The following is a 22,928-nucleotide window of genomic DNA, read 5'->3' as shown; positions in this document are numbered from 1 at the left end:
AGCGAAGCGACGCAATCCAGGGTCCCGAAGGAAGTCTGGATTGCTTCGTCGCTTCGCTCCTCGCAATGACGAAGGCGGCGCCCGTTGGTCGCCTCCGCGCCCCACCGAGCTCTTGATCAGAACTTCAGGTTGGCAAAAATCCGCACGCCGATGCCGGGCAGCAGCACCTCGTCCTTGGTGTAGGACACGGAGTTGCGGATCTTCTCGTTCAAGAGATTGTTGCCGACGAGGCCGACCAGCATCTCGCGCGCGCCGAACATGTTCGGATCGAGCTTGGTCCGATAGCTGACCTCCGCCTTCAGGAGATTGTAGCCCGGCGTCGGCGTTTCCGCGATCTGTGCGATGTCGTTCTGGGCGAAAGCGTGCAGCAGGTTGATGCGCGTGAGCCAGTTGGCATCGCGCCAGAACAGCCCGCCGCCGACGCGCATCGGCGGAATCCGTGGCACGTTGGTGCCGTCGGGGAAGGTGGCGCGGACGACATCGAACTGATTCTCGATGCCCCAGATGCCGCTGCCGAGCGCGGCGACGTCGAACTGGCTCTGGAACTCGGCGCCGCGGAACAGCGCGTTGCGCTGCGAGTAGACCGCCTGGTTCAGCTCCGTGCCCGTGGTGCCGCAGGAGGCGAAGTCGCCGTCGCACATGACGCCGGTCAGTCTCCGATAGATGAAGTTGCTGAACTGCGTGTAGTAGGCATTGGCCTCGAAGCGGAACGGGCCGGTGGCCTTGCGCAGGCCGACCTCGACGGTCTTGGCCGTCTCGATGCCGAGGTTCGGATTGCCGATGTCGAAGGTCGCGGTCGCGTCGTGCCCGCCACGCGAGAACAGCTCGGCCGCCTTCGGCGCACGCTCGACATATTGCGCCGTGACGCTCGCAACGAGGTCGCCCGGCAGGTTCTGCAGCAGACCGACGCTCGCGCTCTTCGGCGTGAACGACGGATTGCGCGCGATGTTGGCCTGCGGCGTGCCGTCCGGCAGATAGTCCGCCGGGAAGTCTGGCGTTGAGCCGTTCAGCGAGACGTGCTCGATGCGGCCGGCGATCTGCGCCTTGGTCGTGGGCGTGAAGGCGAGTTCGTTGAAGACGTAGCCGGCGACGCGGTTGTTGGTGTTGGGGCCGAACAGGCCGTTGAAGACCGAGCCGGGATTGTCGGGGCTCGGCGCATTGAGCTCCTGATGTCCGGCCTGCACGCCATAGGCCGTCGTCAGCGTGGCGAAGCGCAGATTGACCGGCATCATCTGCATTTCGACGCGGGCCTCCTGCTCGCGGTTGGTGAAGGTCTGACGCACGCCGTCGGTGGTGGGATCGGCGGTGTTGGCGAGGCCGATCTCATTGTGCCGATAGTCGGTGGCGCCGGCCCAGAACCGGATGGCGTCGATCGCAGCGGAGTCCGGTCGGTACTCGCCCTTCGCCGTGATCTTGGTCTGACGCGCATCGATCCGCGTCCGGCTATCGGCGCCGTCGATGCCGGGGATGTGGTAGAGCGCGTCGGTCTGCGTGATCGCCGCGCCGATGAAGCCGCCGCTGAAGAAATAGCTGCCGCCGATCGAGGCGCCGTCGTTCTGCACGGCCGAGTTGGGCTGCCGGCCATTCACCGGGCGGGTCTGATCGAACAGATAGGGATAGCCGGGAATCGAATAATCCCCGGTCTTGCGGCCATAGGCATCGGCATGAAGGGCGAAGTTGCCGCCGCCGGCATCGAGCAGCACGCCGCCCTCGACGCCGCGATCGACCGAGCTGAACGACGTGCGTGTCTCCGCCGTGACGCAGGGCGCGCCGCCTGCGGCAGGTGCTTTCGCCGGCAGGCCATAGGTCTGGAACGGTGCGGTCGAGCAGGCCGGCAAGGCCTGCGGAATGCGGTTGTTGGTGGCGCTGACGACGCCGCCGATCGATGTCGAGCCGTAACGCAGCGCGGCGGGGCCGCGCACGACCTCGATCTGGTCGCTGGTGAGCGGATCGATCGGCACGAAATGGTCTTCGCCGAGGTCCGACGCGCCGCCGCCGCCGATGCCGTTTTCGACGATGCCGACCCGGTTGCCGTCGAGGCCGCGGATGATCGGCCGGCTCGAAGCGCCCGGCGCGAAGCTCGAGCCGGTGATGCCGGGTTTCGAATTGAGGAGGTCGCCGAGCGTGGCTGCGCCGGCGCGCCGGATCTCCTCGTTCGGCACCACCGTGACGGTGGCGAACTGGTCGGTGACGATAGGCAGCACGCCCTGCTGCGGCGGAGGCGGCGCCGCCTGAGCTTCGCGTGCCGGGGCCGGCGCGCGGGTGCCGCCGCGCGCCACGCGGACGGTGGGATTGGGGCGCGGCACGACCGGCTTGCGGGCGCGGATCGGGCTCGGCGCGGTCACGGTGACCTCGGGCAGCTCGGCCGCCGGCTTCGGATCATCGGCGCGCGCGGTCGCGCCCAGAACGCACAACAAGGCTGCGGCGCTGCAGCCCGACATCAAAGCTCTCGGCAACATTCTTCCATTCCTGATCTTGATCAGGCGTCCCACGTCTTTCGTTGCTGGTGGGATGCGCCTGCCGTCGCCGTGCGACGGATGCATTCCTGAACGCTGTCGCTGCGCGCGTGAGCGCAGCGGTGCAGCATGTCGAGCGGCTCAGATCAGGCGGAGGGGAGGGGCGCGCGGCTGGAACGCCGTGCTGATGACGACCGCCGCCGCGGAGGCGGGGATCGCATCGGGCAGACGAAATGCGACGGCGTCAGGAAGAGTCAGAACCGGCGCGGGCGACAGCAGGATCGATTGCGCCATCGCCATGACGGCACAGATGGCACAGCCATCAGGCGAGGGCTGCTGATCGGGGTCCTGGCTTGCGGGAGACGAGCCGGTGTCCCGCTCGGCGACGGTGACGCCGCCCCCGTCCTGCGCCTGTCCGGCGAGCCAATGGACATGCCCGAACGCAAGCGCGAACTGCAGCAGCAGCGCAAACAGCGCCAGCCGCGAGACATCCTTGATGTTCGTGCGAAACCAGCTCATGGCCAGCTCTGGCTCATGCGGATCAGACACCCCGTTCGGCTGCGAATGTCAGCCGATGTTATATTGTAACATCGCAGGGACGATCCGGAGGTGTCAATCAGCACGCGGCGCGACATCGCGGAATCGCGTCCGCTGTGCCCTTGGCGCCACGTCATCTGAACCCCGTCGGGTGCGGATGCGGCGAGGGCTTAGCGCCCCTCACGCACCCAGGTCGCAGCGAGCGCGCCGAGCAGCAGCAACAGACCGACCAGGCCTGCGAACATCGGCAGCACGCCGACGCCCTTGACCACGCTGGCGTCGCGCATCCGCACGCCCATCCAGCCGTCGCCGCTGAACAGCGTCGACGACTTGACAGGGACGATGCGTGGCATGTCGAGGCTCGATCCGTCGGCGATGCGGCGCGTATCGCCGCCGGTCGCCTGCGTCAGCGCCTTCAGCGTCTCCGTGGTCGAGGTGACCTCCGAGAATTCCTTCGGGTTGGTCGGCCCGACATTGATCAGCGCCTTCAGCGTGCCGTCGGTGGCCTGCCACAGGCCGAGCTCGTTGGCCGGCAGCGTTGCGCGCCACTCGCCGGGATCGCCCTGGTTCAGGGCGAGCTCGCGCGTCGTGCCCGAGGGCGAGGTCACGGTGACCGGCGGGACGGTGTCGGCCATCGTCTGCCGGATCACCACGAGATCCTTGCCCTGGATCTGCAGCCGCAGCGCCTCCTCGTCGAGATCGGGCTGCTTCATCAGCCAATGCGACATCCGCCGGAGAAGGTCGAGATGGGGACCGCCGCCTTCATAGCCGCGTGCCCATAGCCAGATGTGGTCGGACAACAACAGCGCGACGCGGCCCTCGCCGAAACGCGACAGCAGCAGCAGCGGCTTGCCGTCGGCACCGGTCATGACCGGCGGGCTGACCGCATTGCGCGTCTCGACGGTGCGGAAGAAGCGGCTCCAGTGCGGCGGCTCGGAGGCCGAGCCCTCGAGCCCGCGCGTCACCGGATGGCGTTTGCCGGCATCCGACAGGTGCGCATAGAACGGCTTTTCGGTGACGCCGACCGGCTCGGCGGGCAGCACCGAGTCGAGCGGCGTGCGCCAGATGCTGGTGTTGGAGGCGTAGTCCGGCCCGGCCGAGACCAGCACCGCGCCGCCGTTGCGGACATAGCGCGCGATGTTGTCGAAATAGGCGATCGGCAGCACGCCCTGGCGGGCGTAGCGGTCGAAGATGATCAGCTGGAATTCGTTGATCTTCTGCTGGAACAGCTCGCGGGTCGGAAACGCGATCAGCGACAGCTCGTTGATCGGCGTGCCGTCCTGCTTCTCCGGTGGGCGCAGGATGGTGAAGTGCACGAGATCGACGCTGGCATCCGACTTCAACAGGTTGCGCCAGGTGCGCTCGCCCGAATGCGGTTCGCCCGACACCAGCAGCACGCGCAGCTTGTCACGCACACCATCGATCGACACCACCGCGCGGTTGTTGACGAGGGTGAGCTCGTTGTCGAGCGGCGAGGCCTCGATCTCGACGATGTTCTGGCCTTCGTGCTTGATGTCAACATCGACATTGGCGCTCTGGCCGCTCGTCAGCGTCCGCTCGCTGATGACCTCGCCGTCGCGGCGGATCACGACCTTGGCGCTTTCGCCGCTGACGCCCTGGTCGTCCAGCCTGAAGCTGATCGTCTGCGGCTGGCCGACGATGCCGAAACGCGGCGCGGCGGTGATCGCGACACGGCGATCGCGCTCCGCCTTCTGTCCCGTGATCAGGGCCTGCAGCGGCGCCTGGAAGCCGAGCGCCGCCACGTTGCCCGGGATGTCGTGGACGCGGCCGTCGGTGATCAGGAACGCACCGGCGACCCGGTCGACCGGGACGTCCGACAGCGCCGAGGTCAGCGCGCCGAACAGATGCGTACCGTCGGTCTCGCCGTCGGCCTGGCCGGCATCGACCACGCGGACTTCGAGGCCCTTGATCTTCTTCAGGCCATCGACCAGCGCCTCCTGGGCCGCCTGCGTCTGCTTGGTACGGTCGCCGAAATTCTGGCTCGGGCTCTTGTCGACGACGACGGCGGCCACCGAAGTCAGAGGTTCGCGATCCTCGCGCGTGAACTGCGGATTGGCGAGCGCCAGCGCGATCAGGACGAGTGCGGCGACGCGGATCCAGGCCGCGCGCGAGCGGCCGATCAGCAGCAGCGCGGCGATGACGGCGATGGCGCCGATCGCGAGCCACAGCACGATCGTCGGAACCAGAGGCGTGAACGCGATGCCATAGTTCATGAGGCAAACTCGCTAGCTACGTCGTGGCCGGGACAAGCCCGGGCATGACGCTGGTGGTTTTGGCGCGATCGGCGAGCACAGCTAACATCATCACTGCCCGAGCCGTTCGATCAGCGCTGGAGCATGCACCTGGTCGGCCTTGTAGTTGCCGGTCAGCGTGTACATCACGATGTTGACGCCGGCGCGGAAGGCGAATTCGCGCTGCCGCGGCTCGCCCGGCACCATCGGCAGCATGGCCTGGCCGTCGGGACGGATCGCCCAGGCGCCTGCCAGGTCGTTCGACGTGATGATGATCGGCGATACGCCGTCGCCGCCGCGCGCCGGACGTGATGCACCGTCCTCGTCCTCGTCCTTCGGCAGCGCCTCGACCCAGGTCTGGCCCGCGGTGAAGCGGCCGGGGAAGTCGCGCAGCAGATAGAACGTCTTGGTCAGCACGTGCTCGCGCGGCACCGGCTCGAGCTCGGGCACGTCCAGCGAGGAGAGAATGTCGCGCAGCGACTGCATGCCCGGTGTCTGCTGGGCGCCGTTGTCGCCAGGCGGCGCCTCGACCGCGTCGCGGGTATCGAAGATCACCGTGCCGCCCTGCTTCATGTAGGCGTCGATCTTGTTGATCGCGTCCTGCGGCGGCTTCGGCGCGCCGGGGACGATCGGCCAGTAGATCAGTGGGAAGAAGGCGAGCTCGTCATGGGCAGGATCGATGCCGACGGGATCGCCGGCTTCCAGCGCCGTGCGCTGCGCCAGGAACAAGGTCAGCCCGGTCAGGCCGGCCTTGACGATGGAATCGACGTCGGCATTGCCGGTCACGACATAAGCGAGCCGCGTCTGCGACACCGCGCGCATCGCGAAATCGTCGCTGGCAGCATCGGCGCGCGCGGCCATCGGCATCGCGATCGCGAGCAGGGCGCCGGTCGCGAGCACGGCGAAGGCGATCGCCGCCGGAGCTGCACGGCGGCGCCGTGCGAGCGAGGCCAGCGCGCCACCGAGCAGCGCGACGATGACGGCGTCGATCAGGAACAGCAGCAGCGCGGTCGACAGCAGGATGCCCCGGAGATCGCGCGGCTCGGCCGTGGTGTAGCTGGCGCGCCTGGCCTGCAGGCCGGAAGTATCGAGCGCCAGGATGCGATCGTTGGGGTTGAGCGTGTTCACTGCGGTGGGTCCCTCGGCAGGGCCGTAGAATCCGGGTGGATGATCCAGCGAAGCCCGGTCGTTGAAATCTGCCGGCAGCGGCTTGGCCGTCGAAGGCGGCGGTCCGAAGGCGCCGAACCCGTCGAGCACGTGCAGCGGCGCCAGCGTGGCCTTGGCGGTGTCGCCCGCGGGACCCGCGCCTGGCGTCGAGGTGTAGCCGGACATGTCGACGATGCGGCGGAGCATCTCGACCATCGCGCCGGACATCGGGAGATCGGACCAGCGCATGTCGGCGCTGACGTGGAACAGCGCGATGAGACCCTTGCCGCGATGCTCGCCGGTGACGAGCGGCGTGCCGTCTTCGAGCGAGGCCCAGCTCTTGGTCGCCAGCACTGCGTCGGGCTCGGCCAGCACCTGCCGGCTCACGGTCACGTCCTTGGGCACGACGATGCCCGCGAACGGGCCGTCGGCGGCAAAGGCCGCCAGATGCTGCGGCTTCTCCCAGGTCAGGCTGCCGCCCAGCGTGCGGCCGCCGCGGCGCAGCTTCACCGGGACGAGGTCGTCATCGCCCTGCGCGAGCCGCGGGCCGGCGAAACGCACCAGCACGCCGCCATTCTCGATCCAGCCGTTGAGCCGGTCGCGCAGCTCCGGCGACAGCGTGCCGATGTCGGCCATCACGATCATCGGCACTTTCTGATCGAGGAACTGGGTGATGATCTGCTGCGGCGCGCCGCGGTCACCGAGCCGGAGATCGGCGAATGGCGACAGCGCGCGCGTCAGGTAGAAGGTCGGTGCGAGCAGCGGCTGCGCGGTGTCGCTGGTGGCACCGGTGACGATGCCGACGGCGCGGCGGCGCCAGCGCTTGTCGAGCAGCTGCACGGCGCCGGCCGAGCGCTCGCCGGCGATTTCGAGCCGGGTGATGTCGTTGCGCAGCTCGACCGGAAGATCGAAGCTCGCCTCGCCATCGTGCGAACCGGCGGCGAAGCCGAACGGGGCCTCGCCCAGCGGCGAGCCCTTGGCATCGAGTGCGCGCACGATGCCGCCGGGCACGGACAGATCGGCCCGCAGCACCTTCACGGTCATCTTGGCGGCCGCATTCTCGGCGCCGGCGAGCGCCAGCGGCGACAGCATGCCGCCCTCGAACACTGTCAGGCTGCGGTCGCCGATCGTCTTGGCGAGGCCTGCGACGAACTCGCTGCCGCGGCCAGGATCGACCCCATCGGAGAACCAGATGATCTCGGCATCTCCAGTGGCCTTGAGAAAGCGGTCGAGCAGCGGCAGCGCGTCGGCGCGCTCCGCCGTGTAGGCCTTCGGTGCGATCTGGCGCAAAGCGACGCGGGCGGCGCCGGCCGGCATCAGCGTGATGTCGCGTGCGGATTCGGACAGCGGCACCAGCGCGACGCCGCGGCGGTCGGCATCGGCATTGGCGATCATCTCGTCGGCCGCCTTGATGCGCTGGTCCCAGCTCGCCGCAGCGCTCCAGCTGTCGTCGAGCAGCAGCACCAGCGGCGCCTTGCTGCCGACGGCTTCGGTGCGCGGATTCCAGATCGGGCCGGCCGCGGCGAAGATCACCAGCGCCGCTGCGATCAGCCGAAGCAGGGTCAGCCACCACGGCGAGCGCGACGGCGTCTCTTCCTTGGGCGTGATGTCGAACAGCAGGCGGGTCGGTGGGAATTCGATGCGCCGCGGCCGCGGCGGCATCACCCGCAGCAGCCACCATAGTACCGGCAGGCTGACGAGGCCGGCCAGCAGCAGCGGTTCGGCGAAGGACAGCGGCAGACCCATCATGCGCCAAGACCTCTCGCGCCAGCGCCTGCCTTGACGTTGCCGCGCGCGGCCCCTTTGGCTGTCGTCATGCCGGCATGCAGGAACAGCAGCAGCTCGGCGGCCGAGCGGCTGGTGGTGTGCGTCGTGAACAGCCAGTCGAGCTTGCCGGTCTCGGCGCGGATCTGGTCGCGATGCAGCGCGACGCGTGCGACGTAGTCCTGCGCCCAGCTCTCGGCGCGGCCGGCGGTGATCACCTCGCCGCCCTCCGGCTCGACGAATTCGACGCGGCCCGAATACGGGAACGTCTCTTCGGCGGGATCGACGACCTGCACCAAGGTGCCATGCGCGCCCGATGCAGAGAGCCCGGCGAGCATGGTGCCGATCTCGGAGATCGGCGACCAGAAATCGGACAGCACGACGATCTCGGCCAGCGCCGACGGCACGAAGGACGGCGGCAGGCTCGGCCGCGCGCTCTCATCGTGCAGCATCGCCTGCGCGATGCGGTCGATCACGCTGCGGCTCGCGGTCGGATTGATCAGGCCGGGAATGCCGACGCGCTCGCCGCCGGCGACGAGCAGTTCGGCCAGCGCAAAGGTGACGATCAGCGCCCGCTCCAGCTTGCTGTCGCGTGCGCCCTTCGACGCAAAGGCCATCGACGGCGAACGGTCGGGCCAGATCCACACCGTATGGGCGGCCTCCCATTCCTGCTCGCGGACATAGAGATGGTCGTCGCGCGCGGAGCGCCGCCAGTCGACGCGTTGCGACGGCTCGCCCGAAACGAAGCGGCGATACTGCCAGAAGCTTTCGCCGGAGCCGGCGCGTCGCCGTCCATGCAGGCCATGGATCACGTTGGCGGAAATCTGGCGGGCTTCCAGCACGAGACGCGGCAGCGATGACGCCAGCGTCCGGCTTTCGCCGTCGGCACGCCGGATTGCGAGAATCTCCTTGTCGGCGTGCCCTGTCGCTGCGGCCATCAGCCAATCCGGCTCTTCAGTTGCCGGATCACGTCCGGGATCGTTCGCCCCTCGGCGCGGGCCGGGAAGGTCAGGGCCATGCGATGCTTGAGCACAGGCTCGGCAAGATCGAGCACGTCGTCGATCGACGGGGCAAGCCGGCCGTCGAGCAGCGCGCGGGCGCGCACCGCGAGCATCAGGGATTGGCTGGCGCGCGGGCCCGGGCCCCAGGCGATCAGCTTGCCGGCGTCACCGGCCTCGGGGCCGGGACGGGCGGAGCGCACCAGCGACAGGATCGCCTCGACGACGGAATCGCCGACCGGCAGCCGCCGCACCAGCCGCTGGGCAGCGATCAGCGCATCGGCGGTCATCGCACCCTTGGCGATGCTGTCCTCGGAGCCGGTGGTTTCGAACAGGATGCGGCGTTCGGCATCGCGATCGGGATAGTCGACGTCGATCTCCATCAGGAAACGGTCGAGCTGGGCTTCGGGCAGCGGATAGGTGCCTTCCTGTTCCAGCGGATTCTGGGTGGCGAGCACATGGAACGGCTTGGGCAGGTCGTGCCGCGCGCCTGCAACCGTGATGTGCTGTTCCTGCATGGCTTGCAGCAGGGCGGACTGCGTGCGCGGACTAGCGCGGTTGATCTCGTCGGCCATCAGAAGTTGCGCAAAAACTGGGCCGGCGATGAAGCGGAACGAGCGCTTGCCGCCCGAGCTCTCATCGAGCACTTCGGAGCCGAGAATGTCGGAGGGCATCAGATCGGGTGTGAACTGGACGCGCTTGGCATCGAGCCCGAGCGTGACGCCCAGCGTCTCGACCAGTTTGGTCTTGGCGAGGCCGGGAACGCCGATGAGGAGCGCGTGGCCGCCGGACAGGATGGTCACCAGCGTGTTTTCGACCACTCTGTCCTGGCCGAAGATGACGTTGGCGATCGCGTCCTTCGCTGCGCGGATCTGTCCGGAGACCTGTTCGGCCGACCGGACGATCGCATCCTCGAGCTTCTCGGCACTCTCAGCCATTTCCGTCGCTCCTTCTGCCCCGCATCTTCAACTTTCGGACGGACGTTCCGCTCCAGTTTCTCAGGAAGCGGATGCCAATCTATGCGAAGGCGCTGTATTCGTTGAGTTAAACTATCCCCATATTATCGGCATTCCGGGGTATAGACGGCATCACGATATGGCGACCTTACATCACGCGCACTGACGCCAGGAACTTTTGCACAGACGACTGCGATGAATTCCTGCACCAATCGTGCCAATGCCGACGCAAACTCAGGGCAAACAATGGCGAAGCAAGGGCAGACCACCGACCAGGGACTCGAACGGCTGACGTCGGCCGTGACGCAGGCCGGCGCCTCCGGAAAGGGCCTGCCGCCGGTGCATCTGTGGAATCCGCCATTCTGCGGCGATCTCGATATGCGAATCGCAGCTGATGGTAGCTGGTACTACATGGGCACGCCAATCGGCCGCCCGGCTCTGGTTCGTTTGTTCTCGACAATTTTGAAGCGCGAGGGCGACCGATATTTCCTGGTCACGCCGGTGGAAAAGGTCGGCATTCGCGTCGATGACGCGCCGTTCATGGCCGTAGAAATGCGGAAGGAGAGCGACGCACGCGGGCCGCTTCTCCACTTCCGCACCAATGTCGACGACTGGGTCGCTTGCGATGCCGAGCACCGCCTGCGCTTCGAGCCGGGTGAGAGCGGCGGCCTCACGCCGTACCTGCACGTCCGCGCCGTTCTCTGGGCCAAGGTGACGCGGGCGCTCTACTACGAGCTTGTTGACATCGGCGAGGAGCGGATGATCGATGGCGAGGTCATGTTCGGCGTGGGGTCGGGCGGCGCGTTCTTCCCCATGGCCAATGCAGAAGAGGTGAGGGCTGCGCTTTGAACGAGCCCATGGTGAGGAACGGGACGGCCGTGCTCAGTTCAGCAGAGTTCTTCGGGCGCGGCCGCGAGCGGCTGCGCTTCGACGTTCCGCAGGCGTTGATCGATCCGGACATCGTTCCCGCCAGCGGCGATTCCGGCACCGATCGCATGCTCGAGATCATTGCCCGCGAGCAGCCGATCCGCCCTGCCGCGGTGCTGATCCCGGTGGTGGACCATCCCGAGCCGACGGTGCTCCTGACCCAGCGTGCGCCCCACCTGAGCAGCCATGCGGGACAGATCGCCTTTCCCGGCGGCAAGATCGACGTCACCGACGCATCGCCGCTTGACGCGGCGCTGCGCGAAGCCGAGGAAGAGGTGGGGCTCGACCGCAGTTTCGTCGATCCGATCGGCTACCTTGATGTCTACGGCACCGCCTTCGGCTTCCGTATTCTGCCGACGGTGGCGCGCGTGCGGCCGGGTTTCACGCTGCAGATCAATCAGGGCGAGGTCGACGATGCCTTCGAGGTCCCGTTGGCGTTCCTGATGAATCCCGCCAATCACCAGCTGCATTCCAAGGAATTTCGCGGCATGGAGCGCTCCTACTATGCGATGCCGTTTGCGGAGCGCTACATCTGGGGCGCGACGGCGGGTATCCTTCGGGTTCTCTACGAGCGGATCTATCTGTCATGATCCGACCCGTGTTGACGGAAATCGGAATCTTCCTCATTCCTTTTGCGGTCTATGTGCTGTTCTTGATCGCGACCCGGTCGGGGCTGTTGGTGCCGGCCTCCTGGCCCCTCCATCTGGTCGCAAAATTGACGGTGGCGGCGCTGGTGTTGGTGATCGCAAGTCTGGTTCTGCTCGCCGAGTTTTCCGGCGCCCCGCCGCGTTCCACCTACACCCCCGCGCATGTCGAGAACGGCAGGCTCGTTCCCGGAGTCGAGAAATGACCGACGCGCGGGTGTTGAGCGCGCCCTGGCTCGCATCCGGTCCGGCCGCGCGGGTGCTCGCGCTCCTCAATGCCGAAGGCGAGGAGGCGCGCGTCGTCGGCGGCGCCGTGCGCAATGCGCTGCTCGGCATTCCCATCGGCGACATCGACATCGCGACCACGGCGCTGCCCACCGAAGTGATCCGGCGGGCCAGGGCCGCATCGATCAAGAGCGTGCCGACCGGCATCGATCATGGCACGGTGACGCTCGTGCTCGAAGGCCATCCGTTCGAGGTGACGACGCTGCGCGAGGACACCGAGACCTTCGGCCGCAAGGCCAAGGTCGAGTTCGGTCGCGACTGGGTCGGCGATGCGCATCGGCGCGACTTCACCATCAACGCGCTCTCCGTGGGGCCCGACGGCGTCATCCACGACCATGTCGGCGGTCTCGCCGACATCGCTGCCCGCCGCGTGCGCTTCATCGGGGATCCCGCGCAGCGCATCGACGAGGACTATCTGCGCATCCTGCGCTTCTTCCGCATCCATTCGGCCTTCGGCCACGGCGAGCCCGATCGTGAGGGTTATGTCGCCTGCATCGCGGGCCGTGGGGGGCTTGCCACCCTCTCCGCCGAGCGCGTGCGCATGGAGATGCTGAAGCTCCTGGTCACCGACGGCGCGGTCGGCGCGGTCGCGGCGATGACGGATGGTGGTCTGCTGACGGCCATCCTTGGTGGCGTCGCCTATCTCGGTCCGTTCTCGGCGATGATCGACATCGAACGCGAGTTGGCGCTGCCGCCGAGCCCGGTCCGCCGTCTCGCCGCGCTCGCGATCGCCGTCACCGAGGATGCGCGCCGTCTCGGCGTCAGGCTGAAGCTCTCCAATGCCGAGACCAAGGCGCTGGACGGCATGGGCCATCGCTGGTGGCGCTTTGCCTCCGCGGACGAGGCGCGCGCACGGCGCCTGTTGTATCGCCTCGGCGAGACCGTCTATCGCGACCGCCTGATGCTCGGCTGGGCGCGTGCCGGGCGCGATCGCGACGATCAGCGCTGGCGCGAGCGCGCACTGTTGCCGCAGCGCTTCACGCCGCCGAAATTGCCGTTGAAGGCGGCCGATTTCATCGCGCGCGGGGTTGCGGAGGGGCCGCTTCTCGGTCATGTGCTGACCCTCGCAGAGGATGCTTGGCTTGCTGCGGATTTTCCGCTCGACGAGGCATCGCTGAGCGCGATCGCCGATCAGGCGGCGGCGCGCGTCAACCGCGACGGACGTTCATGAATTTTCTGGCAGGCTTTGCCGACATCTCGCTGCTGCAACTCCTGCTCGTCGCTTCCGTCGCATTATTTGCTTCCATCATCGGTGGTCTCGCTGGCTACGGCACCGGCGCGCTGATGCCGCTCGTGCTGGTGCCCATGGTCGGCGCCGAGCCGGTGGTGCCGATCATCGCGATCTCTGCGATCCTGACCAATCTCAGCCGCGTCGGCGCCTATTTCAGTCATGCCGACCGCACGCGCGCCGGCATCGTGGTCGCCGCGGCGGCGCTGACGACCGCGCTCGGCGCCTATGGTTACACGCGGCTGACCAATGCCGGCGCGGCCTTCGTGATCGGCACCATGCTGATCATGAGCGTTCCCCTGCGGCGCATCCTGCGCAAGCGCAATGTGCGGATCGGTCATGGCGGACTCGCCGCAGGCTCCGTCGGCTATGGTGTGCTGGTCGGCGGCACCTCCGGCTCCGGCGTGATCCTGCTGTCACTCTTGATGGCGGCGGGCCTCGAAGGCGCGGCGGTCATCGCCACCGACGCGATGATCTCGGTAGCGACGGGGGTGATCAAGATCTCGGTGTTCGGGCTCGCCGGCGTGGTCACGGCGCAGGTGCTGGCCTTTGCGCTCCTGATCGGCGCCGTCGCCGTGCCCGGTGCCTTCCTCGCCAAGGCCTTCGTCGCGCGGATGCCGGTGCACATCCACGCCGCGATCCTCGACGCCGCCGTCATCACCGGCGGCGGCGTGATGATCGCGTCGGCCTTGCGGCCGTTGCTGAGCGCCGCCTGAGCGGTCTCGCGAGACCCGTCAGGCGGCGGGTCGTTCGATCGCCGCTTCTACCTCAGCCCCACTTCATCTCGCCCTTGGCGACCTTGGCGCCGATGTCGAGCGCAACGCCCATGCCGAGATTCGAGAATCTCGCCTCCATCGCGGCCTTGAGGGCTGCGGCGTCCTTGGCCCTGGGCAGCTCCTCGTCGAATGCGACGAGATAGGCCTTGGTATGCTGAACGCCCGACAGATCGGTGGCAGCCTCCGGCACTGCGTGACCGGCTACCACGACGGTAGGGCCGCGCGCGGCGATCTTGTCGAGGGTCGCGATCCATGCCGCCCGCTGGTCCTTGGTCGGCGTGTCGGCGGTCCAGACATGGACGCCGGAAAAGATCATGACGCCGCCGAACACGGCCTTGAGCGAGGGCACCCAGAGATAGCGGCGGTTGGCGAGACCCTCGGCGTTCACGATCTCGATCGTCTCGCCATCGACCGACAGGGACGGGCCGTCGAACGGCTCGGGCAGAACGATATCGGCCATCGTCTGCGGGCCGTTGTCCTTGAGCTGCGGCCCCCAGACGGCGAGCTTCTTCTCGACATTGGCCTTGATCGCCTCGACGGTTGCCGTTGCGGCGATCACCTTCACGCCGGGGAATGCCTCGCGGATCGGCCTGAGACTGAAGTAGTAGTCAGGGTCCGACTGGCTGACATAGATCGCCGTCAGCTTCTTGCCGCTCGCCTTGATCGCAGCCGCCACCGCGCGGCCGTCGGGATAGTTGAAGCCGCCATCGATCAGCAGCGCTTCGGTCGGGCCCGAGAGCAGCACCGGGGCGCGAAAGAATCCGCTGGGGCCGGCTGGAAAATGCGTCCAGCTGAGCTTGCTCTCGGCGGCATGGCCGGTCACGGACGAGCCGAGGATGGCGGCGGCGGTCCCTGCAATTGCTGTCGTCATGATCTGTCTCCGTGTCGGCATGTCAGTCTCCTTGGCGTGATGAACTGATGAGGCCGGGCAGCCGGCCACGCTCCGGACGTGCGCGACGGCCGGGTGACGTGTGCCAGGCGTGTCCAGGCAGGTTGGCTAAGGCGCTCCGAGCTGCGCGAGCAGACCATCGAGCGGTTCGTACAGGACGTTGCCCGGCAGGGGCTTCTGGTCTGTGCCGTCACCGGCCAGCAAGGCCGGGACGCCGGACAACCCGTGGCGTCGCATGAGTGTCTGCGCGGTCTGGATGCGGCGGCCATAGGCTTCGATCAGCACTTGGTCGCGCGCCAGCATTCGCTCGGCTGCGCTCGCAAGTCCCAGCGATCGAAGGATCTCGCTCACGCCCGTGACACTCACGATGTCCTGCCCCCGCACATAACGCGCAAGCTGCAGCTCCTTCAGGGCCGCGATCTCACGGCCGGGATCGGTGACGTGGACCGCCGTCAGGCCGAGCGAGGCGGCCGTCGAGTCGAACGCGCCGGTCACCGCCAGGACCTTCGTGCGGTAGTCGTCGGTGAAACGCTGTCCGGTCAGCTTGGCGATACGCTGATCGTTGCTCCAGGCATACTCGGCAAATTGCGCATCCATCCTGCCGGCGCCACGACCTGCAAACAGGCCGGTTGGCAGCAGCTCGAGCTCGATGTTGTGGAGGGCTGCCAGCTTTTCGATCGCCGGGCCGGCGCCGTAGCACCATCCGCAGAGCGGATCGAACAGATAGGTCAGTCGCATGTCCAGAACCCTGTGTTGGATCGGCATGACGCTGACATAACGCGTTCTCTTTTGTTCAAAAAGAGAGCATAATCTGACAGACTGTATGCTAAAGACAGACAATCGAATGGGAGATCCACGGCGTGGAGCCGATCAATCTCAATCGCCTCGTCTATTTCGCCGCGGTCGTGGACGCAGCGTCCTTCACCCGTGCGGCCGATCGGCTCGGCATCACCAAGGCGGTGGTCAGCCAGCAGGTCGCCCAGCTCGAACGCGAGCTGAAGACCGACCTGCTGGTGCGGACCACGCGGCGCGTCGAGCCGACGGAAGCCGGCCGCCTTCTTCATGCACGATGCGCCGCGATCCTGCGCGAGGCGGAGAGCGCGATCGCCGAACTGGCACAGACCAACGCCGCGCCGATGGGCCTGTTGCGGATCGCCGCTCCGAACGACTATGGCACCTGCATCCTGGCCCCGATCGTGACGGCGTTCTCGCGGACCTATCCCGCATGTCGGGTCGAATTGATTCTTGCCGACAGCAGGGTCGACGTCGTCGCGAGCCAGATCGATCTCTCGATCCGGGTGGGGTGGCTCGATGATTCCACCCTGCAGACCCGGCGGATCGGCAGCTTTCGTCAGTTGCTGGTGGCCGCTCCCGGCGTGGTGAAGCGCGTCGTGCACCCGCGAGATCTGACGACGCTGCCGTTCATCACCAACGCAGCGCTCAGGGAGCCGCTCACATGGCAGTTCACGAGAGGCGAGGCCGGGCGCGAGACCGTTCAGATGACCCAGGCGCTGAGCATCAACACGACGCCCGCGGTCCTCGCTGCGACCTTGGCCGCGGGTGGTCTTGCCGTGCTGCCGGACTTTCTGATCACGGACGATCTGGCCGCGGGCCGTCTCGTTCAGGTGCTGCCGTCATGGACGCTTCCCTCCGGCGGCATCCACGCCGTCTTCCCGGCGGCCCGCTTTCGCCCGCCGAAAGTCACCGCCTTCGTGGCGATGTTGATGGACGCGCACAAGCGCTTGGCTGCAAGCGGCCGGAGGCGAACGAGATGATCGCGATCGGTCTATCGCGCCGGCACGAGCTCGGTCAGTGAGCGAATGATGCGGTCGGGCTTGACGGTGGTGTCGGCCGGCAGGCCGTCGCCATGGACGTCGATCCAGATCGAATAGATGCCGAGCCGCTGCGGCGCCTCGATCTCCCATTCCAGATTGTCGCCGATCATCCAGGTGTCTTCCGGACCGACGCCGAGCCGCTCCATCGCGTGCCGATAGGCCTTCTCCTCGGGCTTGCCGAAGCCGTGCTCGCCCTCAATCTGGATGTGGTCGAAGCGGTGCGCCAGCGCGAAGCGCTCGATCTTGGCGCGCTGCTGCCCGGCCTCGCCATTGGTGACCAGCGCGAGCCGGACGCCGCGTGCCTTGAATTCGTCGATCGCCTCATGCGCGCCGGGAAAGATGAACATCTGCTCGTCGCGATAGGCGGTGAAGCGGTCGGCGATGCGGAGCGCGAGCTCCACCGGCAGAGCGGCGCCGTCGCTGGTCAGCGCCGCGAAGCCGCCCTTGACCACCTCCTGGCGGGCCTGGATCAGCTTCATCCGCCATTCGGCCCCGGCGACCGACCAGAAGCGGCGCGCCGAGGCCAGGATCGCGGCCGCGACAGCGTGCGGCGTGTGCGGCGCCAGCTCGTCGGCGAATTCGGTGGCGACGATATTCCAGGCGATCTCCGGTCGGCCATAGGCCGACAGGATGGTGTCGTCCATGTCGATCAGCATGGCGCGGGGCAGGGGAGCGGTCATCTCCTGGGTACGCGGCAGCGTGGCTGAAGGTTTCAGGGCCATTTCACTTCGGGCGGCATCGAGGACAGGATCGAGTCGACATTGCCGCCGGTTTTGAGCCCAAATGTGGTGCCGCGGTCATAAAGCAGATTGAATTCGACATAGCGGCCCCTGCGGATCAGCTGCTCCTCGCGGTCGGCCTCGGTCCAGGGGGCGCTGAAATTGCGCCGGACCAGCTCGGGATAGATGGCCAGGAAGGCGCGGCCGACATCCTTGGTGAAGGCGAGGTCTGCCTCCCAGTCGCCGGAATCGTGATGGTCGTAGAAGATGCCGCCGATGCCGCGCGCCTCCTTGCGATGAGGCAGATAGAAATACTCGTCGCACCATTTCTTGTACTTGTCGTAGGAGGCGACGGCGGCGTGGGCGTCGCAGGCGCCCTGCATCGCGGCGTGGAAGGCGATCGTGTCCGCGTCCTCCTGGGTGCGCCTGCGGTCCAGCACGGGCGTGAGGTCGGCGCCGCCGCCGAACCAGGCCTTGGTGGTGACGACGAAGCGCGTGTTCATGTGCACTGCCGGCACATGCGGCGACCATAGATGCGCGATCAGCGAGATGCCCGAGGCCCAGAACCGCGGGTCTTCGGCGGCTCCCGGAATCTGGCTGCGGAATTCGGGGGCGAACTCGCCATGCACGGTCGAGCAGTGCACGCCGACCTTCTCGAACAGCCGACCGTGCATCATGCTCATGACGCCGCCGCCGCCCGGCGCCCCCGTGTGATCGGTGCGCTCCCAGGGCGTGCGCACGAACCGGCTGGCGGCGCGCGGATAGAGCGCGGCAGGCGCCTCGTCCTCGAGCCGCTCGAACGCCGCGCAGATCTGGTCGCGCAGGCTTTCGAACCAGGCGCGGGCGCGGGCCTTGCGATCCTCGATGGCGGCTGTGGTCATGAACGTTCCCCGGGCAATTTGTCCTTCACCCTGCTGTCAAGACTGTATGACAATCCTAGGTGACAGCGCCGTTGTCGCTGCAGGTGAGGTCCTACCACAAGAGATCAGCCCTGCGGGCCGAAATAGGTGCAGGTCTCGCGGCAGCTGTCGCGGTGGACGCTGACCTTGGTGACGTGGCCGATGGGACGGACGCGCTCGTAGATGAAGCGCGACAGGTTCTCCAGCGTCGGCAGCCCGATCGCTTCGATCTTGTTGAGAAACTTGTGGTCGAGCGTGGCCTGGATCTCGCCCAGGCGCTGCGTCAGCAGGCCGAAATCGACCACCATCCCCGTTGTCGGGTCCGGCGTGCCGCGCACGGTCACCTCGGCGCGGAAGGAATGGCCGTGGATTTCCTGGCTGGCTTCGCCGAGCGTGGTGATCGGCAGCGTGTGCGCGGCCTCGAAGGTGAAGGACTTGGTCAATTCCCACATCGGTTCAGTCACAATCCCTATCTGATGCCGATCATCTTGTGCGTCTGCAGGCTGAGCCGCCATTGCGGATGATGCTGGCAGTAGTCAATGGCGCGGGCCGTGTTCGCGGCCGCCTCCGGCCCGTCCATCGGCTGCAGCGAGAAGCGGCTGAAGGCGAGCCCTTCAAATCGCTCCGGCTCGGCGTCCGCCTGCGGATAGACCAGCTTCAGCTCATGGCCCTGGCGAAGCTTCAGCTCGGCGCCCGCCTTCGGGCTGACGCAGATCCAGTCGATGCCGTCGGGCGGAATGAGCGTGCCGTTGGTCTCGATCCCGACCGCAAAGCCCTCCGCATGGAGCGCTGCGATCAGGTCCGCATCGACCTGCAGCAGCGGCTCGCCGCCGGTCAGGATCGTATAGCGGTCGGCGTCGCCGCCTGTCCATTGCCCGGCGATGGCATCGGCGAGCCGCGCAGCCGTCTCGTAGCGGCCGCCCAGCGTGCCGTCGGTGCCGACGAAATCGGTGTCGCAGAACCGGCACGTCGCCGTTGCGCGGTCGGCCTCGCGACCGCTCCACAGGTTGCAGCCGGCGAAGCGGCAGAACACGGCGGCGCGGCCGGCCTGGGCGCCTTCGCCCTGCAGGGTCATGAAGATCTCCTTCACCGCGTAGCTCACTCCGGGGCTCCTCGTGCCGATTGCAGTTGGTCGAAATGCCCGGTCTGGCGCAGCGCCTCGCCGGCCGCCATGGCGGCCGCGATCGCCACGTTCAGCGAACGCAGGCCGGGCTGCAGCGGAATCCGCAGCCGCGCATCGGCGGCCTCAACCACCGCCTGTGGAACGCCGGCACTCTCGCGCCCGAGCAGCAGGATGTCGTCCGGCCGGTAGCTGACGTCCAGGTAGGACGTGGCCGCCCTGGTCGTGAACAGCAGCAGGCGATGGCCCTGTTCGGCCCGCCAGCTTTCGAACGCGCTCCAGGAATCATGCCGCCGCCAGGTCACGTGGTCCAGATAGTCCATGCCGGCCCGGCGGAACAGCCGATCCGACACCGGAAAGCCAGCCGGCTCGATGATGTGGGCCTCCAGCCCGAGGCAGGCGCAGAGGCGCAGAATCGTCCCGGTGTTCTGCGGAATGTCCGGCTGATAGAGCGCGATTTGCATGCGAACGGGTCTTAGGAATGGTGCGTCGGGACCGCATCCCCCACGGGAATTGGTGCATGGCGTGCTGCGGGGCCGATAGCGGGCTTGCGCTCGTATCGCAAGGGTGCCAATAGAACGATTCTGGACGGCTTGTTCCCACCAGGGGCGGTGGAACGAGCTGTTTTCTGCCGCCGCGGGGGACGCGGGCGCCGGCAGGCATCTCCCGCTCACGTGATCTCCAACGCCGAGATCTCAAGCGTCGAGCGGGGCGGTTCCACCGGCTGCAACGAAGAAAGGGTTGGAATCGTGACAGCGTCTACTGCGGATCATCCGACACGCCGTGATTTTCTTTTCGTCGCCACGGGCGCAGCCGCGGCAGTTGGTGGTGTGGTCACCCTGTGGCCCTTCATCTCCCAGATGAATCCCGATGCCTCGACCATCGCGGCCGGCGCGCCGATCGAGGTCGACCTCGCCCCGGTGGCCCAGGGGCAGGACATCAAGGTGTTCTGGCGCGGCAAGCCGATCTACATCTCCCACCGCACCAAGAAGCAGGTCGAAGAGGTTCGCGCGGTTCCGGTGTCGAGCCTGCCTGATCCGCAGACCGACCAGGCCCGGACCAAGGAAGGCCACGAGCAGTGGCTGGTCGTGATCGGCATCTGCACCCATCTCGGCTGCATCCCGATCGCTCACGAAGGCAATTACGACGGCTTCTTCTGCCCGTGCCATGGCTCGCAGTATGACGCCTCCGGGCGCGTCCGCCAGGGGCCGGCGCCTCTCAACCTTCCCGTCCCGCCCTATCAGTTCGTTTCCGACACCAAGATCCAGATCGGCTGAGCGGACGTTTCGTCTGCAGCTCACGCTCGATCGTGCAAGATAATTTCTTCAGGAACGCATCATGAGTGGACCTTCTGACTACCAGCCGAGCCATCCCGCCTTGAAGTGGCTCGAGCAACGACTTCCGATCCTCGGCCTGGTCCATTCGTCCTTCGTAGCCTATCCGACGCCGCGGAACCTGAACTACTGGTGGACGTTCGGCGCCATCCTCTCGATCATGCTGGGCGTGCAGATCGTCACCGGCGTCATCCTGGCGATGCACTACACGCCGCATGCCGACCTTGCCTTCAAGTCGGTCGAGCTGATCGTGCGCGACGTGAACTACGGCTGGCTGCTGCGCAATATGCACGCCTGCGGCGCGTCGATGTTCTTCCTCGCCGTCTACATCCATATGTTCCGCGGCCTCTATTACGGGTCGTACAAGGCGCCGCGCGAGGTGCTGTGGATCCTCGGCGTCATCATCTACCTGCTGATGATGGCGACCGGCTTCATGGGCTATGTGCTGCCGTGGGGCCAGATGAGCTTCTGGGGCGCCACCGTCATCACCAACCTGTTCTCGGCCGTGCCCTATTTCGGCGAGAGCATCGTGACCCTGCTGTGGGGCGGTTACTCCGTCGGTAATCCCACGCTGAACCGCTTCTTCTCGCTGCACTACCTGCTGCCGTTCCTGATCGCCGGCGTGGTCGTGCTGCACGTCTGGGCGCTGCACGTGGTCGGCCAGAACAATCCGGCCGGTGTCGAGCCCAAGACCGACAAGGACATGGTGCCGTTCACGCCCTATGCCACGATCAAGGACTTCTACGGCGTCACGCTGTTCCTGATCTTCTATTCCTGGTTCATCTTTTACATGCCGAACTATCTCGGCGACGCCGACAACTACATCCCGGCCAATCCGGCCGTGACGCCCGCGCACATCGTGCCCGAATGGTACTACCTGCCGTTCTACGCCATCCTGCGCTCGGTGCCGAACAAGCTCGCCGGCGTGATCGCGATGTTCTCGGCCATCATCGTGCTGGTGTTCCTGCCCTGGCTCGACGCGGCCAAGACCCGCTCGAACAAGTACCGTCCGCTCGGCAAGCAGTTCTTCTGGATCTTCGTCGTGGTCTGCGTGCTGCTCGGCTATCTCGGCGCCCAGCCGCCGGAGGGCATCTACGTCATCGCCGGCCGCATCCTGACGGTGCTGTACTTCGCCTACTTCCTGATCGTGCTGCCGCTGCTCGCCCGCATCGAGAAGCCGCGGCCGCTGCCGAACTCGATCGCCGAGGACGTTCTGGCCAAGTCCGGCCGCGCCGCGATCGTCTCGACGGTGGTCGCGCTGGTCGCCGCGCTGTCGCTGCTCGCCGGCAGCATGGGCGAGGCCCGTGCCAGCGAAGGCCAGGAGAACCCGCCGTCGGCGAAGTGGTCGTTTGCCGGGCCGACCGGCACGTTCGACCGCGGCGCCCTGCAGCGCGGCCTCAAGGTCTACAAGGAGGTCTGCTCCAACTGCCACTCGCTGCAATATGTGGCGTTCCGCAACCTCGCCGAGCCCGGCGGCCCCGGCTACACCACGGCGCAGGCGGCGGCGTTGGCGGCCGAGTACAAGATCAAGGACGGTCCGAACGATTCCGGCGAGATGTTCGAGCGCGCCGGACGCCCGGCGGACTACTTCCCGTCGCCGTTCCCGAACGAGCAGGCGGCGCGTGCGTCCAACGGCGGTGCGGCTCCGCCGGACCTGTCGCTGATCGCCAAGGCCCGCTCCTACAAGCGCGGCTTCCCCTGGTTCCTGATCGACTTCTTCACCCAGTTCCAGGAGCAGGGCCCGAACTACGTCAACGCGCTGTTGCAGGGCTATGAAGACACCCCGCCGCATGACGTCACCATTCCGGACGGCTCGTACTACAACAAGTACTTCCCCGGCCACGCGATCAAGATGCCGAAGCCGTTGTCCGACGGTCAGGTGACCTATGATGACGGCTCGCCTGCGACGGTGGCGCAATACGCCCACGACGTCGCCACCTTCCTGATGTGGACCGCCGAGCCGCACATGGAGGCGCGCAAGCGCCTCGGTTACCAGGTGTTCGTGTTCCTGATCATCTTCGCCGGCCTGATGTACTTCACCAAGAAGCGGGTCTGGGCCGCCGCGCATTGAGCGGCGTGCCAGCAGCGTCGCCTGAGAACGAAAAGCCCCTTCGGGGGCTTTTTTGTTGTCGCCAGCCGGATGGCTAGCTCGCACGCTTGGGG

21 protein-coding genes are annotated in these 22,928 nt (G+C 67.0%); 8 read left to right on the top strand and 13 right to left on the bottom strand.

Going from position 1 to position 22,928, the window contains the following annotated elements:
• Positions 1-116: 116 nt before the first annotated feature.
• The 6 genes from LQG66_RS14335 to LQG66_RS14310 form a co-directional block, all read right to left on the bottom strand.
• Positions 117-2,441 carry a TonB-dependent receptor gene (locus tag LQG66_RS14335; RefSeq protein WP_231326862.1) on the bottom strand — a complete coding sequence of 775 codons (2,325 nt, stop codon included), beginning with the start codon at positions 2,439-2,441 and terminating at the stop codon, positions 117-119.
• A gap of 156 nt (positions 2,442-2,597) precedes the next feature.
• Positions 2,598-2,975, bottom strand: a complete 378-nt coding sequence (locus tag LQG66_RS14330; protein ID WP_231326861.1) for a DUF2946 family protein — start codon at positions 2,973-2,975, stop codon at positions 2,598-2,600.
• Positions 2,976-3,163: 188 nt separating this feature from the next.
• On the bottom strand, positions 3,164-5,227 hold the full coding sequence (locus LQG66_RS14325) for a hypothetical protein (protein ID WP_231326860.1): 2,064 nt from the start codon (positions 5,225-5,227) through the stop codon (positions 3,164-3,166).
• A gap of 90 nt (positions 5,228-5,317) precedes the next feature.
• A complete protein-coding gene (locus LQG66_RS14320) occupies positions 5,318-8,140 on the bottom strand; it encodes a DUF4159 domain-containing protein (RefSeq protein WP_231326859.1) in 2,823 nt (940 codons plus the stop codon).
• Positions 8,137-9,093 carry a DUF58 domain-containing protein gene (locus LQG66_RS14315; RefSeq protein WP_231326858.1) on the bottom strand — a complete coding sequence of 319 codons (957 nt, stop codon included), beginning with the start codon at positions 9,091-9,093 and terminating at the stop codon, positions 8,137-8,139. The genes LQG66_RS14320 and LQG66_RS14315 overlap by 4 nt, the downstream gene beginning before the upstream one ends.
• Positions 9,093-10,091 (bottom strand): AAA family ATPase, encoded by a 999-nt coding sequence (locus tag LQG66_RS14310; protein ID WP_231326857.1) that lies wholly within the window; start codon positions 10,089-10,091, stop codon positions 9,093-9,095. Before LQG66_RS14310 ends, LQG66_RS14315 begins: the two co-directional genes overlap by 1 nt.
• A gap of 264 nt (positions 10,092-10,355) precedes the next feature.
• Between LQG66_RS14310 and LQG66_RS14305 the strand changes: the two genes are divergently transcribed.
• From LQG66_RS14305 to LQG66_RS14285, 5 genes are read left to right on the top strand one after another with little or no spacing between them, the layout of a single operon-like run.
• Positions 10,356-10,958: a DUF1285 domain-containing protein gene (locus LQG66_RS14305; RefSeq protein ID WP_231326856.1), complete on the top strand. Its 603-nt coding sequence runs from the start codon at positions 10,356-10,358 to the stop codon at positions 10,956-10,958.
• 8 nt (positions 10,959-10,966) lie between these two features.
• Positions 10,967-11,626 carry a CoA pyrophosphatase gene (locus LQG66_RS14300; RefSeq protein WP_425601312.1) on the top strand — a complete coding sequence of 220 codons (660 nt, stop codon included), beginning with the start codon at positions 10,967-10,969 and terminating at the stop codon, positions 11,624-11,626.
• Entirely contained in the window at positions 11,623-11,886 is a 264-nt protein-coding gene (locus LQG66_RS14295; protein WP_231326854.1) for a DUF6111 family protein, read from the top strand. The genes LQG66_RS14300 and LQG66_RS14295 overlap by 4 nt, the downstream gene beginning before the upstream one ends.
• Positions 11,883-13,136, top strand: a complete 1,254-nt coding sequence (locus tag LQG66_RS14290; RefSeq protein ID WP_231326853.1) for a CCA tRNA nucleotidyltransferase — start codon at positions 11,883-11,885, stop codon at positions 13,134-13,136. The genes LQG66_RS14295 and LQG66_RS14290 overlap by 4 nt, the downstream gene beginning before the upstream one ends.
• Positions 13,133-13,909 (top strand): TSUP family transporter, encoded by a 777-nt coding sequence (locus tag LQG66_RS14285; protein WP_231326852.1) that lies wholly within the window; start codon positions 13,133-13,135, stop codon positions 13,907-13,909. The genes LQG66_RS14290 and LQG66_RS14285 overlap by 4 nt, the downstream gene beginning before the upstream one ends.
• Positions 13,910-13,961: 52 nt before the next feature.
• On the opposite strand, the gene LQG66_RS14280 is transcribed toward LQG66_RS14285, so the two are convergent.
• Together LQG66_RS14280 and LQG66_RS14275 are read right to left on the bottom strand one after the other, a co-directional pair.
• Positions 13,962-14,861, bottom strand: a complete 900-nt coding sequence (locus LQG66_RS14280) for an MBL fold metallo-hydrolase (RefSeq protein WP_231326851.1) — start codon at positions 14,859-14,861, stop codon at positions 13,962-13,964.
• 105 nt (positions 14,862-14,966) lie between these two features.
• Complete coding sequence (locus LQG66_RS14275; RefSeq protein WP_231326850.1) at positions 14,967-15,596, bottom strand: DsbA family protein; 630 nt, start codon at positions 15,594-15,596, stop codon at positions 14,967-14,969.
• A gap of 122 nt (positions 15,597-15,718) precedes the next feature.
• Between LQG66_RS14275 and LQG66_RS14270 the strand changes: the two genes are divergently transcribed.
• A complete protein-coding gene (locus tag LQG66_RS14270) occupies positions 15,719-16,633 on the top strand; it encodes a LysR family transcriptional regulator (protein WP_231326849.1) in 915 nt (304 codons plus the stop codon).
• Positions 16,634-16,644: 11 nt separating this feature from the next.
• On the opposite strand, the gene LQG66_RS14265 is transcribed toward LQG66_RS14270, so the two are convergent.
• From LQG66_RS14265 to LQG66_RS14245, 5 genes are all read right to left on the bottom strand, one after another.
• Positions 16,645-17,373, bottom strand: coding sequence for an HAD family hydrolase (locus LQG66_RS14265; protein WP_231327780.1), 729 nt, complete (start codon positions 17,371-17,373; stop codon positions 16,645-16,647).
• Positions 17,374-17,405: 32 nt separating this feature from the next.
• Positions 17,406-18,293: an oxygen-dependent coproporphyrinogen oxidase gene (gene hemF / locus LQG66_RS14260; protein WP_231326848.1), complete on the bottom strand. Its 888-nt coding sequence runs from the start codon at positions 18,291-18,293 to the stop codon at positions 17,406-17,408.
• A 104-nt stretch (positions 18,294-18,397) separates the two neighbouring features.
• On the bottom strand, positions 18,398-18,763 hold the full coding sequence (locus LQG66_RS14255; RefSeq protein ID WP_231327779.1) for a 6-pyruvoyl trahydropterin synthase family protein: 366 nt from the start codon (positions 18,761-18,763) through the stop codon (positions 18,398-18,400).
• Between the two features lie 17 nt (positions 18,764-18,780).
• The gene (queE, locus tag LQG66_RS14250; RefSeq protein WP_231326847.1) at positions 18,781-19,413 is read right to left on the bottom strand and encodes a 7-carboxy-7-deazaguanine synthase; all 633 of its coding nucleotides are present in this window, start codon (positions 19,411-19,413) and stop codon (positions 18,781-18,783) included.
• Positions 19,410-19,895, bottom strand: a complete 486-nt coding sequence (locus LQG66_RS14245) for a tRNA (cytidine(34)-2'-O)-methyltransferase (RefSeq protein WP_231326846.1) — start codon at positions 19,893-19,895, stop codon at positions 19,410-19,412. Before LQG66_RS14245 ends, queE begins: the two co-directional genes overlap by 4 nt.
• Positions 19,896-20,177: 282 nt before the next feature.
• On the opposite strand from LQG66_RS14245, the gene petA reads away from it, so the two are divergent.
• Both petA and LQG66_RS14235 read left to right on the top strand, forming a co-directional pair.
• Positions 20,178-20,708, top strand: coding sequence for a ubiquinol-cytochrome c reductase iron-sulfur subunit (gene petA / locus LQG66_RS14240; RefSeq protein WP_305879338.1), 531 nt, complete (start codon positions 20,178-20,180; stop codon positions 20,706-20,708).
• A 61-nt stretch (positions 20,709-20,769) separates the two neighbouring features.
• A complete protein-coding gene (locus tag LQG66_RS14235; RefSeq protein WP_231326844.1) occupies positions 20,770-22,836 on the top strand; it encodes a cytochrome c1 in 2,067 nt (688 codons plus the stop codon).
• Positions 22,837-22,928: the final 92 nt, after the last annotated feature.

It is taken from the genome of Bradyrhizobium ontarionense, assembly GCF_021088345.1.
Lineage (GTDB): Bacteria > Pseudomonadota > Alphaproteobacteria > Rhizobiales > Xanthobacteraceae > Bradyrhizobium > Bradyrhizobium ontarionense.
Note: the sequence above shows the minus strand (reverse complement) of the source record. Positions and strands in the feature narration are given on the sequence as shown.

Coding starts and splice junctions, on each gene's coding strand:
- LQG66_RS14335 (WP_231326862.1), bottom strand. CDS start 2,441: ATGTCGGGCTGCAGCGCCGCAGCCTTGTTGTGCGTTCTGGGCGCGACC.
- LQG66_RS14330 (WP_231326861.1), bottom strand. CDS start 2,975: ATGAGCTGGTTTCGCACGAACATCAAGGATGTCTCGCGGCTGGCGCTG.
- LQG66_RS14325 (WP_231326860.1), bottom strand. CDS start 5,227: ATGAACTATGGCATCGCGTTCACGCCTCTGGTTCCGACGATCGTGCTG.
- LQG66_RS14320 (WP_231326859.1), bottom strand. CDS start 8,140: ATGATGGGTCTGCCGCTGTCCTTCGCCGAACCGCTGCTGCTGGCCGGC.
- LQG66_RS14315 (WP_231326858.1), bottom strand. CDS start 9,093: ATGGCCGCAGCGACAGGGCACGCCGACAAGGAGATTCTCGCAATCCGG.
- LQG66_RS14310 (WP_231326857.1), bottom strand. CDS start 10,091: ATGGCTGAGAGTGCCGAGAAGCTCGAGGATGCGATCGTCCGGTCGGCC.
- LQG66_RS14305 (WP_231326856.1), top strand. CDS start 10,356: ATGGCGAAGCAAGGGCAGACCACCGACCAGGGACTCGAACGGCTGACG.
- LQG66_RS14300 (WP_425601312.1), top strand. CDS start 10,967: ATGGTGAGGAACGGGACGGCCGTGCTCAGTTCAGCAGAGTTCTTCGGG.
- LQG66_RS14295 (WP_231326854.1), top strand. CDS start 11,623: ATGATCCGACCCGTGTTGACGGAAATCGGAATCTTCCTCATTCCTTTT.
- LQG66_RS14290 (WP_231326853.1), top strand. CDS start 11,883: ATGACCGACGCGCGGGTGTTGAGCGCGCCCTGGCTCGCATCCGGTCCG.
- LQG66_RS14285 (WP_231326852.1), top strand. CDS start 13,133: ATGAATTTTCTGGCAGGCTTTGCCGACATCTCGCTGCTGCAACTCCTG.
- LQG66_RS14280 (WP_231326851.1), bottom strand. CDS start 14,861: ATGCCGACACGGAGACAGATCATGACGACAGCAATTGCAGGGACCGCC.
- LQG66_RS14275 (WP_231326850.1), bottom strand. CDS start 15,596: ATGCGACTGACCTATCTGTTCGATCCGCTCTGCGGATGGTGCTACGGC.
- LQG66_RS14265 (WP_231327780.1), bottom strand. CDS start 17,373: ATGACCGCTCCCCTGCCCCGCGCCATGCTGATCGACATGGACGACACC.
- hemF (WP_231326848.1), bottom strand. CDS start 18,293: ATGACCACAGCCGCCATCGAGGATCGCAAGGCCCGCGCCCGCGCCTGG.
- LQG66_RS14255 (WP_231327779.1), bottom strand. CDS start 18,763: ATGTGGGAATTGACCAAGTCCTTCACCTTCGAGGCCGCGCACACGCTG.
- LQG66_RS14245 (WP_231326846.1), bottom strand. CDS start 19,895: ATGCAAATCGCGCTCTATCAGCCGGACATTCCGCAGAACACCGGGACG.
- LQG66_RS14235 (WP_231326844.1), top strand. CDS start 20,770: ATGAGTGGACCTTCTGACTACCAGCCGAGCCATCCCGCCTTGAAGTGG.